The 15,636-nt window shown below is 39.0% G+C and carries 24 protein-coding genes; 22 read left to right on the top strand and 2 right to left on the bottom strand.

Features of this window, described 5'->3' with window-relative positions:
* Window positions 1-58: 58 nt before the first annotated feature.
* Complete coding sequence (locus tag M1P97_RS19775; protein ID WP_195374967.1) at window positions 59-898, top strand: M23 family metallopeptidase; 840 nt, start codon at window positions 59-61, stop codon at window positions 896-898.
* A 253-nt stretch (window positions 899-1,151) separates the two neighbouring features.
* Here the strand turns inward: M1P97_RS19775 and M1P97_RS19780 are convergent, their stop codons facing one another.
* Together M1P97_RS19780 and M1P97_RS19785 are read right to left on the bottom strand one after the other, a co-directional pair.
* Window positions 1,152-1,706 (bottom strand): hypothetical protein, encoded by a 555-nt coding sequence (locus M1P97_RS19780; protein ID WP_249389970.1) that lies wholly within the window; start codon window positions 1,704-1,706, stop codon window positions 1,152-1,154.
* Window positions 1,707-1,717: 11 nt separating this feature from the next.
* On the bottom strand, window positions 1,718-2,092 hold the full coding sequence (locus M1P97_RS19785; protein WP_249389971.1) for a helix-turn-helix domain-containing protein: 375 nt from the start codon (window positions 2,090-2,092) through the stop codon (window positions 1,718-1,720).
* A gap of 125 nt (window positions 2,093-2,217) precedes the next feature.
* On the opposite strand from M1P97_RS19785, the gene M1P97_RS19790 reads away from it, so the two are divergent.
* The 21 genes from M1P97_RS19790 (at window position 2,218) to M1P97_RS19890 (ending at window position 15,631) form a co-directional block, all read left to right on the top strand.
* Window positions 2,218-2,436 (top strand): hypothetical protein, encoded by a 219-nt coding sequence (locus M1P97_RS19790; RefSeq protein ID WP_249389972.1) that lies wholly within the window; start codon window positions 2,218-2,220, stop codon window positions 2,434-2,436.
* Entirely contained in the window at window positions 2,433-2,996 is a 564-nt protein-coding gene (locus tag M1P97_RS19795; RefSeq protein WP_249389973.1) for a helix-turn-helix transcriptional regulator, read from the top strand. Before M1P97_RS19790 ends, M1P97_RS19795 begins: the two co-directional genes overlap by 4 nt.
* A gap of 1 nt (window position 2,997) precedes the next feature.
* Window positions 2,998-3,234 carry a hypothetical protein gene (locus M1P97_RS19800; protein ID WP_249389974.1) on the top strand — a complete coding sequence of 79 codons (237 nt, stop codon included), beginning with the start codon at window positions 2,998-3,000 and terminating at the stop codon, window positions 3,232-3,234.
* The gene (locus M1P97_RS19805) at window positions 3,231-3,383 is read left to right on the top strand and encodes a hypothetical protein (protein WP_249389975.1); all 153 of its coding nucleotides are present in this window, start codon (window positions 3,231-3,233) and stop codon (window positions 3,381-3,383) included. Before M1P97_RS19800 ends, M1P97_RS19805 begins: the two co-directional genes overlap by 4 nt.
* 96 nt (window positions 3,384-3,479) lie before the next feature.
* Window positions 3,480-3,845 (top strand): hypothetical protein, encoded by a 366-nt coding sequence (locus M1P97_RS19810; protein WP_195372959.1) that lies wholly within the window; start codon window positions 3,480-3,482, stop codon window positions 3,843-3,845.
* 115 nt (window positions 3,846-3,960) lie between these two features.
* Window positions 3,961-4,140: a hypothetical protein gene (locus tag M1P97_RS19815; RefSeq protein WP_195372960.1), complete on the top strand. Its 180-nt coding sequence runs from the start codon at window positions 3,961-3,963 to the stop codon at window positions 4,138-4,140.
* A 12-nt stretch (window positions 4,141-4,152) separates the two neighbouring features.
* Window positions 4,153-4,575, top strand: a complete 423-nt coding sequence (locus M1P97_RS19820; RefSeq protein WP_249389976.1) for a hypothetical protein — start codon at window positions 4,153-4,155, stop codon at window positions 4,573-4,575.
* Between the two features lie 28 nt (window positions 4,576-4,603).
* Window positions 4,604-5,677 carry a DNA cytosine methyltransferase gene (locus M1P97_RS19825; protein WP_249389977.1) on the top strand — a complete coding sequence of 358 codons (1,074 nt, stop codon included), beginning with the start codon at window positions 4,604-4,606 and terminating at the stop codon, window positions 5,675-5,677.
* 13 nt (window positions 5,678-5,690) lie between these two features.
* Entirely contained in the window at window positions 5,691-5,894 is a 204-nt protein-coding gene (locus tag M1P97_RS19830) for a hypothetical protein (protein WP_249389978.1), read from the top strand.
* On the top strand, window positions 5,881-6,111 hold the full coding sequence (locus M1P97_RS19835; protein WP_249389979.1) for a hypothetical protein: 231 nt from the start codon (window positions 5,881-5,883) through the stop codon (window positions 6,109-6,111). The genes M1P97_RS19830 and M1P97_RS19835 overlap by 14 nt, the downstream gene beginning before the upstream one ends.
* A gap of 17 nt (window positions 6,112-6,128) precedes the next feature.
* Complete coding sequence (locus tag M1P97_RS19840; RefSeq protein ID WP_249389980.1) at window positions 6,129-6,470, top strand: hypothetical protein; 342 nt, start codon at window positions 6,129-6,131, stop codon at window positions 6,468-6,470.
* A gap of 20 nt (window positions 6,471-6,490) precedes the next feature.
* On the top strand, window positions 6,491-6,742 hold the full coding sequence (locus M1P97_RS19845; protein WP_249389981.1) for a hypothetical protein: 252 nt from the start codon (window positions 6,491-6,493) through the stop codon (window positions 6,740-6,742).
* A 9-nt stretch (window positions 6,743-6,751) separates the two neighbouring features.
* Window positions 6,752-7,090 carry a hypothetical protein gene (locus M1P97_RS19850; RefSeq protein ID WP_249389982.1) on the top strand — a complete coding sequence of 113 codons (339 nt, stop codon included), beginning with the start codon at window positions 6,752-6,754 and terminating at the stop codon, window positions 7,088-7,090.
* Between the two features lie 258 nt (window positions 7,091-7,348).
* Entirely contained in the window at window positions 7,349-8,314 is a 966-nt protein-coding gene (locus M1P97_RS19855; RefSeq protein WP_249389983.1) for a tyrosine-type recombinase/integrase, read from the top strand.
* Window positions 8,315-8,327: 13 nt separating this feature from the next.
* Entirely contained in the window at window positions 8,328-8,504 is a 177-nt protein-coding gene (locus tag M1P97_RS19860) for a hypothetical protein (protein WP_249389984.1), read from the top strand.
* 1 nt (window position 8,505) lies between these two features.
* Window positions 8,506-8,820, top strand: a complete 315-nt coding sequence (locus M1P97_RS19865; protein ID WP_249389985.1) for a hypothetical protein — start codon at window positions 8,506-8,508, stop codon at window positions 8,818-8,820.
* Window positions 8,817-9,197 carry an XRE family transcriptional regulator gene (locus tag M1P97_RS19870; RefSeq protein WP_249389986.1) on the top strand — a complete coding sequence of 127 codons (381 nt, stop codon included), beginning with the start codon at window positions 8,817-8,819 and terminating at the stop codon, window positions 9,195-9,197. Before M1P97_RS19865 ends, M1P97_RS19870 begins: the two co-directional genes overlap by 4 nt.
* The gene (gene dnaG / locus M1P97_RS19875) at window positions 9,194-13,105 is read left to right on the top strand and encodes a DNA primase (protein ID WP_249389987.1); all 3,912 of its coding nucleotides are present in this window, start codon (window positions 9,194-9,196) and stop codon (window positions 13,103-13,105) included. Before M1P97_RS19870 ends, dnaG begins: the two co-directional genes overlap by 4 nt.
* Window positions 13,106-13,664: 559 nt before the next feature.
* On the top strand, window positions 13,665-14,135 hold the full coding sequence (locus M1P97_RS19880; RefSeq protein WP_249389988.1) for a hypothetical protein: 471 nt from the start codon (window positions 13,665-13,667) through the stop codon (window positions 14,133-14,135).
* A 119-nt stretch (window positions 14,136-14,254) separates the two neighbouring features.
* Entirely contained in the window at window positions 14,255-14,635 is a 381-nt protein-coding gene (locus M1P97_RS19885) for a P-loop NTPase family protein (RefSeq protein WP_249389989.1), read from the top strand.
* A gap of 54 nt (window positions 14,636-14,689) precedes the next feature.
* Window positions 14,690-15,631 carry a S49 family peptidase gene (locus M1P97_RS19890; RefSeq protein WP_249389990.1) on the top strand — a complete coding sequence of 314 codons (942 nt, stop codon included), beginning with the start codon at window positions 14,690-14,692 and terminating at the stop codon, window positions 15,629-15,631.
* Window positions 15,632-15,636 lie beyond the last annotated feature (5 nt).

Below are 15,636 nucleotides of genomic sequence, written 5' to 3' on the forward strand. Positions count from 1 at the left end.
TTAAGACTTTAGACTGGATAGTTTTTTCTATTTTTGCTCGTCAAAAAGAATTTTTATAATGTCTAATATCCATAGTTATATATTATCATTCATTACAATACTGACACTAAGTACCTGTTCCACAGTACAAACGTTGCCTCCTACTCTTGAACCGGAAGCAGTTATAGTACCTCCTTCAACAGATATTCCTCTACCTGCAGTAGAATATATATTTCTTCAACCGACACCGGAATTAGAAAAAACGGAATATGCCCGTAAAAATATAACAGAGAACTTCTCTTCCCGGGAAAAAGCAGATATAGCCGTTCCCGATCCTAAATTATTGGCAAACGAAAACTCACTGATCATAGACCTGGCATTAATATCTAAAGAAGATTACGCATTTCCTCTACCGGGTGCAAAAGTAATATCTCCTTATGCCGGTCGTAGAAGACATCATTCGGGAGTCGATCTGAAAACATGTGCCAACGATACGATCGTTGCCGCTTTCGATGGAATCGTTCGTATGTCCAAATCGTATGCTGCTTATGGAAATGTTGTCGTTATACGCCATTATAACGGGCTGGAAACAGTCTACAGCCATAACTCCAAAAATCTGGTAAAGGTAGGTGATCGTGTAAAAGCCGGAGAACCCGTAGGATTGACCGGACGTACAGGAAGAGCCACTACTGAACACTTGCATTTTGAAGTTCGTATTAACGGCCAGCATTTCAACCCTGAGAAAGTTTTCGATCTGGAAAACAGAAAGCTACATAATACATGCTTGGTAGCAACTAAGACAGGAAAAAACATAGCTGTAAAATCAGTGAATATACTTCCTCACCAAAGTGCTGGTGATTACCAATACTCCTATACAGGCATTACTCAGCCGGAGAACAACAAACGAATAGGTTTATAATCATATAATAACAAAAAAGGCTCGCAAATAAAATTGCGAGCCTTTTTTGTTGTGGAGATGGAGAGAAACTCTATTCCAACATCAAACTACTGATCTTCAGTACTTATTTAAATGTATATTGTGTATATTACATCTGTAACTGTATATTATGTTACAATATTTTTTTGATATACATATACTATTTATCTTTCATTTATATAATGAAACACTAAACAAGAATGACTACTTATTAAAATAAATTTATTCCGCCAGATCAAAATTGACAATCAGTATAATCTGAGAATTCCTGAAAGTCCATTAATTTATTTTTCGATACAGGCTTGAAAAATTCGAATCTGTTACTAAATTCACCTCGCAGATTCAGACTATCTACAAAATGTTCAATACATTCGATTACTGTTTTCCCTGAATACTCAGGCAACGTCTGTATATCATTCATGTTCAAAATGTATGCAGGATATTTACCGTCAATAGGAAAATCTTCATCGAAATCAAATACATAATTGCTATTATTAAGACATTCAGCCAGTATAATTTGATTTATTATTGCTTGTCCATCAGAATATACTACAACCTGCACATTAAAGCACAAATCATTTTTATTGACTGTCCCGTATATTATTGACATAATATTACGATAAGTAAAAGTATAGTACCTTTCCCTTGGATTTCTTTGAATCATACGATCCGTATCTATCTGTACAATATACGTGTTGGATGGATTCAGTACAGCATCAATTTGTAAATCATAGATCTCACAGTTTGTTTTAGCCCCTCTTTCTTTTCTAATTAAGCCTGTTACTTTCATTTTAGTATATTTTACTTTTTCATTAAAATCTGTATTAGCCTCTCTTTCTCAGATATTACATTATCCTTTTCTGTCAAGAGCATTTTTAGATTTTCGATTTCTCTTTCCTGGGATTCCAACATAACATTGACATGCCCCTGTTGAACTTTATTCCCATCTCCAGAAATACTTCCTATGTTATTTTGTTCAGTTACCTCTTCATCAAAAAAACAAATGATTGGAATATTTAATGCTTTAGCAATTATCTTCAACAAGCCAGTATCAATATCCTCCTTTTCAAATATAGCATACATATAGCCTCTACTTTTATTTATCTTTTTAGCAAAGTCACTCACTGAAATTTTTGACTTTTCCAGTTCTATTGATATTTTGTTCCCTATATGCATACATTAAATACTAATTAAAGTTAATACAGGCAAATTATGTCATTCATTCAATGACAGTGTCATTTATTTAAGTACATTTGCGTTATAAAGTTAATACAAATGCGACACAAATGCAATACGTAATTATGATGACAAAAGATGAAAAAAATGAACTCAAAAAGAAATTACCAACAAAATGGGTAACAGATTTAGCTGTTAGTACTGGATTTTCTAAGGTATATATCCGGAAAGTTATGTCTGGAAGAGCCTCTCATGTCAAAATAGAAAAGCAAGCATTAGAACTTGCTCTAAAATATCAGAAGGAAGTTAATGAGGTTGAACATTTAAAGGATTCTATATTATGAATAGCTTACCTAAACTACCTTCTGGTATTTCCGGACAAGGTATAGAGGTCTTCCGCGACAACGAAGGTCGAGTTTTCTTTTTGCAAAATGGGAATAAATTACCTTATCGCATGATGGCTCCTGAATACAGAGAATATTTCCAAGCAGAGTTGGCAGCAGATAAAACAGCATTGGCCATAATAAAAAAAGAATTTGGTTTAATAACCGCTGATGAACAAGAGGAGATGTTTGCTGGTTGTCGCTATGGGAACCTAGATTACAGAGCTGATTTGCTTGATGGTAAACTCACTCCCGATGCACCAAGATGTTCCTTGATTTCTACATGTCCAGGATTCAACGTTGTTTGTAGGATCCCTACTCCACCTAACGGCTCCCTTACCAGATCAGAATACCGGATAATTATTCTAATCTGTCAAGGCAAACAAACAAAAGAGATATCCGGTATACTGGGGATAACTGAGGCTACAGTTCGTACGCACATTCAACGTATTCACATAAAACTCGGAGTAAATAACAACATCGAAGTTGCCTCATGGGCACACAACAAAAGAATAATCTAACATGGGATACAACACAAAAACATTTGAAGAAGCAGCAAAGTCTTTTGGATACGTAATCGAAAGAATCAAGAAAAATAGCCTGAATACAGTAGACTCTATGTTTGGGGCTATTGTTGAAGGAACCTTGGTTAAACAAGTGAGATGGGATTCCTCCGGTCACTGTTTCTCATATAAAGGGAAAAGATTGCCTAAGTACGATTTACATCTAAGTGCAATCCATATGACTAAAAAAATATGAAACGAATAGAGCAGATAACTAACAAGTTAGAACAACTAGAGAAAAGTAGAGAAAAAGCCGTAAATGTTGTTGCCCGTTATGATCTGAAAATAATGGAACAAAAAGAAAAGATAGCGGCACATTATCGCAAATTAGGAATTAACATCTAAAAAAGTCTGAACATTTGCTCGCCTTATTTATGAGGTGAGCAAATGCGTAAGGATTGATAAATAGAGTTTAACTGACAATTAAAAATAAGTGATGGTATGAAACTCACAAAAGAAGAAGATCAAGTTGTTTGCAAGTTCTTAAAGAATATTGTAGACGAAGGTGGAGAACAGTTATTAAAACTGACTCAGTTCATGCTGCTTAGATGGTCTGAAGAAGCCATTCGAATAAATGCGGCCGAGGTCGCATTAGCTCAGGTGATCGATCATGAAGGGGAACGATATAATACTCGTATGGCTATCCAATACTCAAAGGTTAAAGAAAAATCATTGGAAGAACGAGCTTATGAAGTTGCAGACCGAATGATCTCTTCCGGATCAGCAAATTGTGATATCCGGGAGGAGTTGAAGAAGGCCATATTAGCAGGGTACAATTTGCATCAGGAGGATTTCGACGATGAATGACCTAAAACAATTCAAATATTGGCTCCGGATAAACGGGTTCCGTCCGGAGCAGTTCGGAACCGGTACGAGAAAGAACCCTATTAGGCTTAGTTTTTAAAATAAATGTAAGTGAAGTATGAAAACACAGTTTGTAAAAGAGACCGATCCAAGCGGTAAGACATACATTATCGAAGGCACTATCCTACCTGGTAATGTATTCTCAATAAAGAGATTTATTTGTGAGGTACAAGAACAGGAAACCGATCAGGAAACGCAAGAGCTAGCAGATATGCTTTTGAATAAACTGAATAACTAAAAAATAACGAACATGAAAACAGAGAACGTAGTTAAGAAAAAAACATTGAATATTATGGAAAGAAAAGATTTTTTCACTCAGACATTTTATGAAAATCCAGAAATAACATTGGATATATTCAATCAGTTGATTCAGCAAAAACAAGTTGCTGATATAGAAATGTATGATAGTGGAACATTCTTGTATATGTGCGTTCATGATAATGATAAAACAAAACAACTGTTGTCTCAGGTTATTTCTGACATTGAAACATATAAAACGTATAATAACGACTGTTTTGTTTGTAAATGTTCTGAATATCTAATAGTGTTATGCGCTTTACATGAAGAACATACTCGTTTCTTCCGTAACCATGAAGGATATAAGGAGATAAAATGGAATAAAGAAACAGGCACGTTTCTATTTGAAGAAGATATGCCATCCCTATTTGAATAAGGCTCAACTCTAAAAAGAAATGAATCAAATGGGAAAAGTACATGCTTCTCTATTTTCCGGCTTCGGCGCTGCCGATCTTGCTGCTACCTGGATGGGATGGGATAACGCCTTTTGGTGTGAGATAGACGACTTCCCCCGAGCCGTACTAAGCTACTGGTTACCTAAATCAAAAGGATATGGAAATATCAAAGAAACAGATTTTACAGAATGGCGAGGGAAAGTCGATGTGCTCACAGGAGGCTTTCCTTGCCAGCCCTTCAGCGTGGCCGGACGACGAAAAGGAAAGGAAGATGACCGTTATCTCTGGCCGGAAATGCTTCGCGCAATACGAGAGATACGACCCACTTGGATTATTGGTGAAAACGTTGGTGGAATCATCAGCATGGTACAACCCGGTAGTGAAATTACAGTGGAAAGTCAAACCTCTTTGTTTGAAACGGCTGACAAGGAAACGATACTCGAACAGGAATATGTCGTTGAAACCATCTGCCGAGATATTGAGCGTGAAGGATATTCTGTCCAGCCGGTTGTTATTCCAGCTTGCGCCGTCGGTGCACCGCACAGAAGGGACAGAATTTGGTTCATCGCTTCTAAAAACGCCGAGCGCTTTCGACGCAACGATAAGGAGTGCGAAGAAAAATCCGGTGCCTGGGGATTCGGGAAGTTTAGCGCAAGAGATAATGAGTGGTTATGTCGAGAAGAGAAAATTGTTGTCCATCGTTCAGACGCAGGGGGTGAAAGTGTGCAACGAGAAAGGAAAGACGGAGTTTATCAATCTGAAATTACTTCCGACACCAATGGTATCAGACAACAAGTCGGGATATGCTCCAGGGGCAATGGTGAGATCGGACGGGAAACCCCGGACAGATATGTTACGCAGCATACCCTCGATTTTAGGGGAACACTGTTCACAGCGTCCTGGGATAAGTTCCCAACTCAACCCCCTGTTTGTAGCCGAAATGATGGGATTCCCTTCGATGTGGAGCATCTTACCATTCCTTTCACAAAATGGCGACAAGAGTCAATCAAAGGGTACGGAAACGCAATAGTACCGCAGGTGATATATGAGATTTTTAAAGCAATAGAAACAATTCAAGATTAACAATAACTGAGTTATGGAAAGAGTGAAATTATACGAAGAGCTTGAATTTGTGAGAAGCCAGATACAAATATTTAAAGAAAGATCTGATTCCATAGACGAGGGAAACTGGCGAAAGAATGTTAGCAACGATTTCGACAAAGGAGCTATCTGGTCAAGCTATCAAAGAATACTATCTGAATTAAGAGCTTTATTAAAACATAGCTATGATGCAGAATGAATATACAGTAGGCCAGCTATTTTCAATCAAAAACATAGTGGTAGAAGTATGCGCAGTAGGGGTAGCAGGACAATGTTCGAATTGCGCTGGCTTTAATAAAAAAGCATTATGCAATAAACTTCCTGATTGCGGTAATAAATTTTATTTTAGAAAATTGAACTGTTTTGATCTGCGTAAGGCAAAAAGAGAGAATAAGGTTATCAAAAACATTGACTAACAACTAAAAATAACATCATGGATAAATCATATTTTGAAACAAGAAAGGCGGAAATTCAATCCGAGATTGATAGCTGGAAACAAGAGATGAGAGACTTAGAGGATGAATACATATCCTCTAATCAGAAGTTCCCTATCGGGAGTAAGGTTTGCATAACTACTCCTGCCCATACAGGATGGCTTTTGCATAATCGTGAAACAGTAACGTTTCCAGAAGAAAAGAGATTCTCTTATATAACTGGATATAAGATACAATGCAATGAGGTCGTACCCATTCTGATGAAAGCAAAGAAAGATGGCACAATATCAAAATTACGGGACTATATATCATTTGAAAGAATGATAGTGGAATTGGCGTAAATTTAAATAATAACGAGTATATGGACAACAACAGAGGAGCCAAAGTATTGGCCGCCATAAAAAAAATGGCAGAAGATAATAATCAGGGATTACGTATGACAACTACGCTGATTAATGTCAGTGAAGAATCACGCGGCAGTATAGTTGGTTTTGGAACAGAGAAAACGATGGGAGATGATGCAAAACTTCAGATTCAAACAGGTTTACCTGGTGAATACTTAGCATGCGCATTTTTCATCAAGCGGAGCGAATTAGAAAAATACATTCAATAGTAAATAGAAATGAAACAGACGATAGAAAAAGAAGCAGAAGAATATGTGGAAAAAATGTCCGCTTTTGAAAGGGGTAAAGCTGGTTTTGACAACATAGATATGGGCTCCGCCAGATATGTTGCTTTTAAAGCTGGTGCAGAATGGCAGGCAAAACAAAACCCGTGGCGCAATTTCAAAGAGGAGCGTCCAAAACCAAACTCCCACATTCTTCGCAAAATGATACACCCTAGCTATCAATCGTATGGCAAGGTTATTTATTATGCTGATTTTTGGGGCGAAGATAGACCGGATAAATGGGAGCAAGACAATGACAAAGTTGTATACGAGTGGCAATATATTAACGAATAACTAAAAAAACTGAACTATAATGAGTGATTTTGGATGGTTCTGTTTAATCCCTATATCGGTGGTCGTGATGTACGGATTAGTTCATATGGTCAGAGACATATGCAACAGAGATAAAAATAACGACAATTGCCTGAAATAAAACAGCAAAGCCGCCCGGCGGCAACCGAACGGCTTTGTAAACTCTCACCTGCTTTATGCAGATAGGCTATCAACCGCTACAAATGTAGTGTAATTTTCTGATATAAAACAAGAAATATCATGTGTGCACGTCAGTTAGAATTTTCTCAATATAGTAATGTACAATTACAGAGTGATTATTATCGCAATCTGCCAACACAGAATTTCATTCAGTTTGGTGTTGTATTTATCAATCTTAAGAAAAAAGGGAAACACTTTGGTTTATATAAAAATTTGCTTGAACATTTCCTGAATTATCAAGATCATATCAAGCGAACCTTTACCACAAAAGATATAGGCAAAGAGGAAATAGATGGCTTTGTTCAGTATTTGCATATCGAAAAAGAGCTTAAGATTTCAACAATAAAGGGTATGATAACTAAACTGAAGTATCTTCTTGAAAAAGCTTACCTGAACGGATGGGCCGTTGATGATTCTTATTCAGACGCAAAGGTTAGACTTAATGAGTCTACATTTGTCTATCTCTCAGAAAAGGAAATAGCACGTATTTACTTCTATAATGGCCTAACTAAAAAACAAGAAGAAATCCGTGATTTATTTATTGTAGGATGCATGACCGGCCAGCGGTATTCTGATTATTCCCGTCTCACAGTCGATAATATAGTAGGTGACAACATTCATGTACTTCAGCAGAAAACCAAGAACAAGGCCGTTGTCCCCGTTACGGATTATGTCAAAGAAATCTTTGCAAAATATGGCGGAAAGCTTCCGGATGCCCGCTGCATCCAATATTTCAATAAAGCAATAAAAGCCATATGTAAAAAAGTAGGATTGACAGATCTAGTCATATACGAAGAAGAGCGAGCCGACCAGGTCGTTATGGTCAAAAAACCAAAGTTCGAAATGATCTGCTCACATACCGCAAGGCGAACCTTCGTTACCAATATGATAAAAAATAATGTGGAAAGGAATCGAATAATGAAATGTACCGGACACAAGTCTTCTGCCAGTTTTGATGGATATGATCGGATGACTCTTGTAGATAACGCCAGAGCCCTGGCTGGTAATGGATATTTAGCATCATAAAATACAACATATTATGTACGTAGAAAAAGACAAAGACGGTAAAATCATCATCCAGGACATATCTCCTGAAGATGCTAGTTATCTCGATGATTGTATCTGTTCCTATTTATCGGGTAAACCATTAAATAGTCGCACAGATGCCGAACGGAGATTGGTATTTCTTAAGGTTGAACTTGAAAAGATGTATTAACATGGACCTGAAACAGTATCGTTTGAACGACTGGGAATGGTACAATCGGTATAAAGACAAATACGGTTTGGAATCATTCAATAAATATAAGGATAAAATATTCGAAATGCTGGCAAACTTAAAATCCGGTCGATTATATGATTTATCAAATGTAGAAACCAGTGGTTCTAAGATATTTGTCATAACATATAAGATTGATGGTGTCGAAAAAAAAGAATCCAATCCGGATCTGTTCATTAAGCTATGTTGCATGTTTATCCTGTCATTCAATGATTATGAATTTAGTGAGAATTTTGATAAAATAATGAGAAAATGAGCTGGAGAAAAGAGGATATTCAATATTTGAAAGAGAATGCAGGAAAACAATCTTTCAAAGATATCGCCATTCATTTAGGGAAAAGTGAAATGGCTGTTCAGTTATACATTCATCGATACCGTATACCGATTGCCGAACAGAGAGGCAGGAACCTTGTCCAGGAAATACTTACTATCAAGTTTGTTAATCCTGAGTATTTTACTCCTACAAAAGCCTTCTATAAAGCCATTGGAATGAACCAAAAACGATGGTGGAATTTATATTTCGGGAAAGAGCGAATGACTGAAGACGAGTATCTCCGATTAATAGAACATTTTCAGGTGAGTCTTAAAGAAGCTTTTGATGCAAGGCAATTAAAACTATTTGATGAAGAATGATTGAACAAAAGATAATAGATAAAATACTCGATGCAATTAATATCGTAGATGTGATCAGCGAGTATGTGACATTGAACAAAAGAGGCGTCAACTATTGGGGTATTTGTCCGTTCCATACAGACCGTAGCCCCAGCATGTGTGTTAGTCCGTCCAAGCAGATTTATAAATGTTTTGCCTGTGGAGAGGCGGGTAATGTCGTAACCTTCTTGCAGAAACACGAGAACATGTCTTATCCGGAAGCCATCCGGAGTCTGGGGAAACGTTGCCACATTGAGGTTCCTGACCGAGAACTTACGCCAGAAGAACAGCAGAGAGTATCAATCAAGGAGTCGCTACTCATTGCGTTGTCGGCAGCATCGGATAAATTCACCGGTTATCTGGCCGCCGACAACGAAGCGAAGTCCTATCTTCTTTCCAGGGGATGGAATGCAGGGGAAGATCAGACGCTCGAACTCTTCCACGTTGGCTATGCTCCGGACACTTGGCGTACGCTGATCGACGACATGAAACGTTCCGCATTCAATTCCGAGACCCTGATACAAGCCGGATTGGCCGCAAAAGGAGAAAAGAGCGTCTACGACTCTTTCCGTGGACGGATCCTGTTCCCCTATTATGACCTCAAAGGGAATGTGGTCGGTTTCACCGGGCGCTCCATCAAGCCATCAGACAACGTGAAGTATTACAATACCGGCGAGACTCCCGTATTTCATAAAGGCAGCGTCCTATTCGGTCTCTTCCAGGCGCGGCAGGCCATCGGACAACAGGATCGGGTATATTTCGTGGAAGGACAATTCGATGTACTCTCATTTGTCCGTGCTGGCATACGCAATACGGTTTGTGGATCCGGGACAGCTTTGACACAGGAACAAATAAAAACAATCATACGGTTCACACGCAACGTCACGCTTATTTACGACCGTGACGAAGCCGGAATAAAAGCTTCCGTCAAAAATATCAAAGCGCTTCTGGAAGCAGGAGCCAATGTGCGAGCTATTTCACTCCCGGACGGTGATGATCCCGATAGCTTTGCCCGGAAGATGACAGAAAAGGAGTTGCCCATTTATCTGCATAATCACGAGACAGACTGGGTTACATATCTCTCCGGTATCTATGAAAAGGATTTTGAAGATCCCATCCTAAAAAATGAACACCTGACTTTTATTGCAGAATGTATAGCTCTTGTTAAAGACAAGACCTTAAGCATATCTTATACTACGAAATTATCGGAAAAATTTAAGATACAACTCGATAACGTAAAAAATAAAATAAAGGAGTTATCGGTTTCGCTCCCAAAAGATGAAGAAATAAAGAAACCCGGATTTTATGGTATCGAAGAATTGAGCAATACGCTTTCCGATATCAGCGAAAACTGTATCCTGACGGACAGTTTTACCGAATTCAAAGAAAATTACGGCGAAGAGCCGATTATATATGTTTGTGGACTCCCATCGACTGATCAGATACAGGAGTTCCGCCGGCATGCAGCCTACTTGCATTTTACATATAGTTCAAACATAACCTTCGACGAACGCCGGGAATCCGATCTGTTAGTTACCCTCTGTAACTTATTCAAAGCAACATTCACCTTGTATGTCGAAAAAGATGATGTAGATTTTGAGTTTGTGGATTTCTATACCCGGCTATATGCTGCGGCTATGGAAGAAAAAACAGGTGATGTACGTACTATCTACTATGGTCGATGTGCCGATATCATGGCTTCGGCATCGGAGGCAGCCCAGTCGGTCATGGAAAAGGAATGGTGTTCGGTATTGAAGCTGACAAGTAAGTCATTCAAGGAATTAATGAAGCCTTACCGGGATAAGAAGAAGTCGAAAAACGCCATGCTGCATCAGCAAAGTTTCGATGACTCCCTTATCTGGGAAGATCCGGACATCGTACCTGACTACGTAGAAGAAAATGAAGAATACAAGACAAACTACCGTAGACACGGCTTCTACCCGCTACTAAACAAAGAAAAAGAACCGGTAAGCTACATGTTTAAGAATCCTTCCGGAGGTGGTCATTTACAAGTGGCAGACTTTTACATGATCCCCCTCCTGCATATATATAGCAGCGATTCCGAAGGAAACAAAAAGATTATAAAGATAAATCGTCGGTACTACAAGAAACCGCTGTACATGGAACTCCGAAGTAAGATATTCGCTTCGTTAAATTCATTCGAAGAAGCGCTGGTAAATGAGGAAGGACTAAATTTCGAGAATGGTACAGTCGCACAATTCAAGAAGATAAGACAGTCCATGAGTTACGAATATACCCTATGTGACGAATTAAAAACCTATGGTCAGCAACCTGAAAATTTTTATGCTTTCAGTAATGCCATATTTCACGAAGTAGATGGAATACATCGGATTGATATGGCCTCCGAAATTGGTGTCGTAACACATAACGGTAAAAACTATTATGCTCCCGCATTCAGTAATATCCATGCCGGACTCCGGAAAGATGATGATATGTACGAAAGTCTGAGGGCATTCGTCTACAAAAACATTCCGATAGAACAACAATGCTCTTTCGAACGTTGGGCATCGCTGATGGATCAGGTATACAAGGTAAATGATAACGGGAAATGGGCCATTATATATGCGATCATGTGTGCATTTCGATCGGACATCCATCCTATTGACCGATTATTCACGGCTCTCTTTTTCATGGGGCCGACAATGTCCGGAAAAACACAGATCGCTATCTCTGTCCGATCCTTATTTGTTGATCCGGATTTACCTTCTTTCAATTTGAATACCGGTACAGATGCCGCAATGATCAGTTTAATGGAAGGGTTCCGCGACGTGCCTGTTGTACTTGAAGAGTATAACAATAAGGATATTTCGATTGACAAATTCCAGGCTCTAAAATCTATCACCTACGATGGTGACGGAAAACAAAAACGTAAAAGTACCTCCGGAAAAGATATTGAAACGAGTAAAGTGCTTACACCTGTCGTAATATTAGGCCAGGAGACCCCCCAGCGAGATGACAACGCCTTAATGAACCGTGTCGTAATATGTGAAGTTCCCAAACGCACAACACCCTATGAAGAAGAGGAAAAAAATATATTCCAGGAGTTAAAAGGTTTCGAAAAAACAGGCCTTTCCAATATCCTTTTTGAAGTATTGAAACTACGTCCTCTCATTCGTAAACATTTCAAATCATATATGCGTACCATCAACAAAGATCTGACTAAATCCGTATTGGCCGGTTCCGGAGGTTCCGGTGATATGACTCGTATTATCAATACCATATCCCTGTTCCTTTCAATGTGCAGATTGCTTGAGGAACATGTTCCACACTTGAAGCTACCCTTCACATATGCTGAATTTTACGAAATTGCCAAAAAGAAAGTGATCACCCAGGTCGAAATGATCTCTCGCACAGACAAGCTAGCCGGGTTCTTCAAGGCAATGGAAGTAATGATAAATACCCGTACCATCGTTGAAGGACGCGACTATGCCATTGATCAGCCTGATAAATTGACCATCAAACTTTCAGGTAATGAGCGAAAGGAGGTCCCAATACCGGCAGGAACGAAAGTATTATACCTTCGTTTATCATCCATCCATACTCTCTATGCAAAATCATCTTATAATACAGAAGATGCCACGCAATCCACGATTGAATCCAACATCCGTTCCAATCCAGCCTATATCGGAGTTGTAAATGCCCGTCGATTCAAATGGAATGAAGTCAAGGAAGTCCCCAAAGGTGATATCCGTGAAGGAGGCAGAATTGACAATGAGATGATCCGGATCATAGAACCTAAGTCAACATCAACCAGTTGCCTCGCCCTTAACTACGATGTATTCCGGCAATACTTCGACATAGACCTGGAACGTAGCGAGCAGGAAGAACCGGAAGCTGAAGGAAAGAAACAACAGGATTTGCCTTTTTAGTGTCGGGAGTATTCTTGAAAAGTGCGACAAAGAGTATTCTTTTTTGTCTGTCGATTCGTGAGATGGGAGTACCAAGTATCAGGTTCTCCCATCTTCGTTTTTCCCCCTTACACCCCCCATGTTTAAAAGAAAAAGAATATAGTGTGTTTTCTGAAAAAAATATTCACAAAACAGCGACCTACAGACCTACTGACCTACAAACATTATAATTTTTCAAAACAAGATATACGTAATAGTATATATATTAAGTATTTAAGTATATATGTATATAGAGGTGTAGGTTGTAGGTTGCTTGTAGGTCTGTAGGTTGTTGTAGGTCGTGTAGGTCGAAGGGTATTTTTCCTGTTTTTGACTCCGACCTACAAAAAATAGACAAAAAGGGCAAAAAGTGCCTTTGTAGGTCGAAGTTATGACCAACCTACACCCATTTTTAAGACATATAATTTTGCTAATATGCTAAAAATCATTACATTTGAGTATTGTATAATTCGTTTGTAGGTCTGTAGGTCGGTAGGTCGCAGAAAATAAGACAAAACTTTTTTAAAAATACATTTTCATCATGGTAACAACGAAAATAGAGATAAAAAAACATTTGGCAGAATACGTTCATGGCAAGTATAACGACTGCATGCCCGGTCCCGTTTTTCTACCGGACAGAGAAGATTTGTACCATGTAGTATACGATTTACTTGAAAAGCGGCCGGTTAGTTGCCTTCCGGATAGCGGAAACCTCGAATTAGGTATCCCGGACAGGCGTATCGGAAAATCTCCGGATACATACAACTACCTGGGAGCACGTTCCTGCCGGATCATCTCCCAGAAGATCGAAGTATTGTTCTGGGCAGAACTGCACAGTTTGATTGATGAGAACAAGCACTTGTACGGAATCCAGTACATCGAAACAGTCGCCTACTTCATGCGCAAATATGGGATACAATCCATAACCGAAGACGCTTTATTAAAAAACTATTATCGCTGGCGAGATAAGGTTCGCAAGAAATCGAAACGCCGTGGGTACGCTAAACAGTGAAATAACATTAAATATAGATGATTATTTCACCGACCAAGTGTATCGATTTGTCCGATTTTTAGGGTAAAAACGTCTGAAAATGGCGAAGTGTTTGATTAACAAATAAATATCAATAGAATATGAAAGAATTTTGTAATACAATTCAACTATTCCTCCTTCAAGACATCCAGTCGTTCCGGGAAAATGTGATAACCCTCAAGCCGGGACGTTCGTACGTGACCATATCGACTGATGATTTTACCCTGACTCCGAAAGAGGAAACAAGCGAAGCCGGTACATTATATAATATAGAAGAAGATATTACCACGGAGAAAGTTACAGTCTCCGTGGCCTCTACCTATAAGATACGCCGATCTGCCATCCTAAAGTTGGAAACACAACCGGATCATTCTCCTGTATTTATAGGATCACAAGAGTGGCCAGCACAAATATCGATAACCACACATTTAAACAAAGATACACTGCACATTCACAGCAAAATGCAGCAAAGTCCGCTTTAAAAGTCCTTTTCTATACCTGCTTATCTATCTTACTTCGTAGGAAAATAAGCAGGCATGAACAAACAAGCGTATGTAATCCAACTTCTGACATCTCCACAAACTCGCCTACTCATTACACATGATGAGTATATTGCAGCTTTACTTGCCTATTTTCCATTAGGGAGCCAATCGATATCTACCTCTTTAGACGAGGTAAAAACATATAAAGAATATGTGACGGACGAACTTATTCCGGTACAGGCAAAATCTGCCGTTCCACTTACCGTTGACTTTTCCTCCAACGACATAGAGCCCGGAACATTGGCTTATCATCGTATTAAAGGGTTGATAACAGCCGATAGTTGGTGGTATTTCTCCAGTAAACAATTCGAACAGGACCTTCTGCAGGCCGAAGATAATCCGAATATCACATGCCATTTCCTACATATAAGTTCCGGAGGGGGTGAAGCCTGGTATCTCGATCGTTTGTCGGAAACCATGCGCTCCCTCTCTAAACCAATTTATGGATTCGTTGAGAAACTATGTGGATCGGCAGCCTATTATATTGGTAGTCACGGAAATGTTCTAAAAGCACTCACACAAAACGATATCATTGGTTGTATCGGTGCTATGATTGGTTTCTGGGACATAGATCCTTATTTCGAATCTCTGGGTTTCAAGAAAATAGAAGAATATGCCCGTATTTCAGATTTGAAAAACCAAAAGTACAACAAACTGAAAAATGGCGAACCACAGCAATTCATAGAAGAAGAACTGGATCCGCTGGCCGAGCAATTCCGTGCGGAAGTTCGTGAATCCCGTTCCGCACTCGCAAGGTTGGAACTGGACCATCCTGCCCTTCGCGGTGAAACTTTCGATGCGACACATGCCGTTGATGCCGGACTTATCGACGGTATCGTCACATTCAACGAGGCTTTAACCGAAGCGCACGAACTCGGAAGCAAGTGGAATGAAAGTCGCAAACAACAACGAAACAGAGTTCTTTCATTAATATAATAAAT

This window comes from Parabacteroides leei (assembly GCF_023369805.1).
In the GTDB taxonomy this organism is placed as follows: Bacteria; Bacteroidota; Bacteroidia; order Bacteroidales; family Tannerellaceae; genus Parabacteroides; species Parabacteroides leei.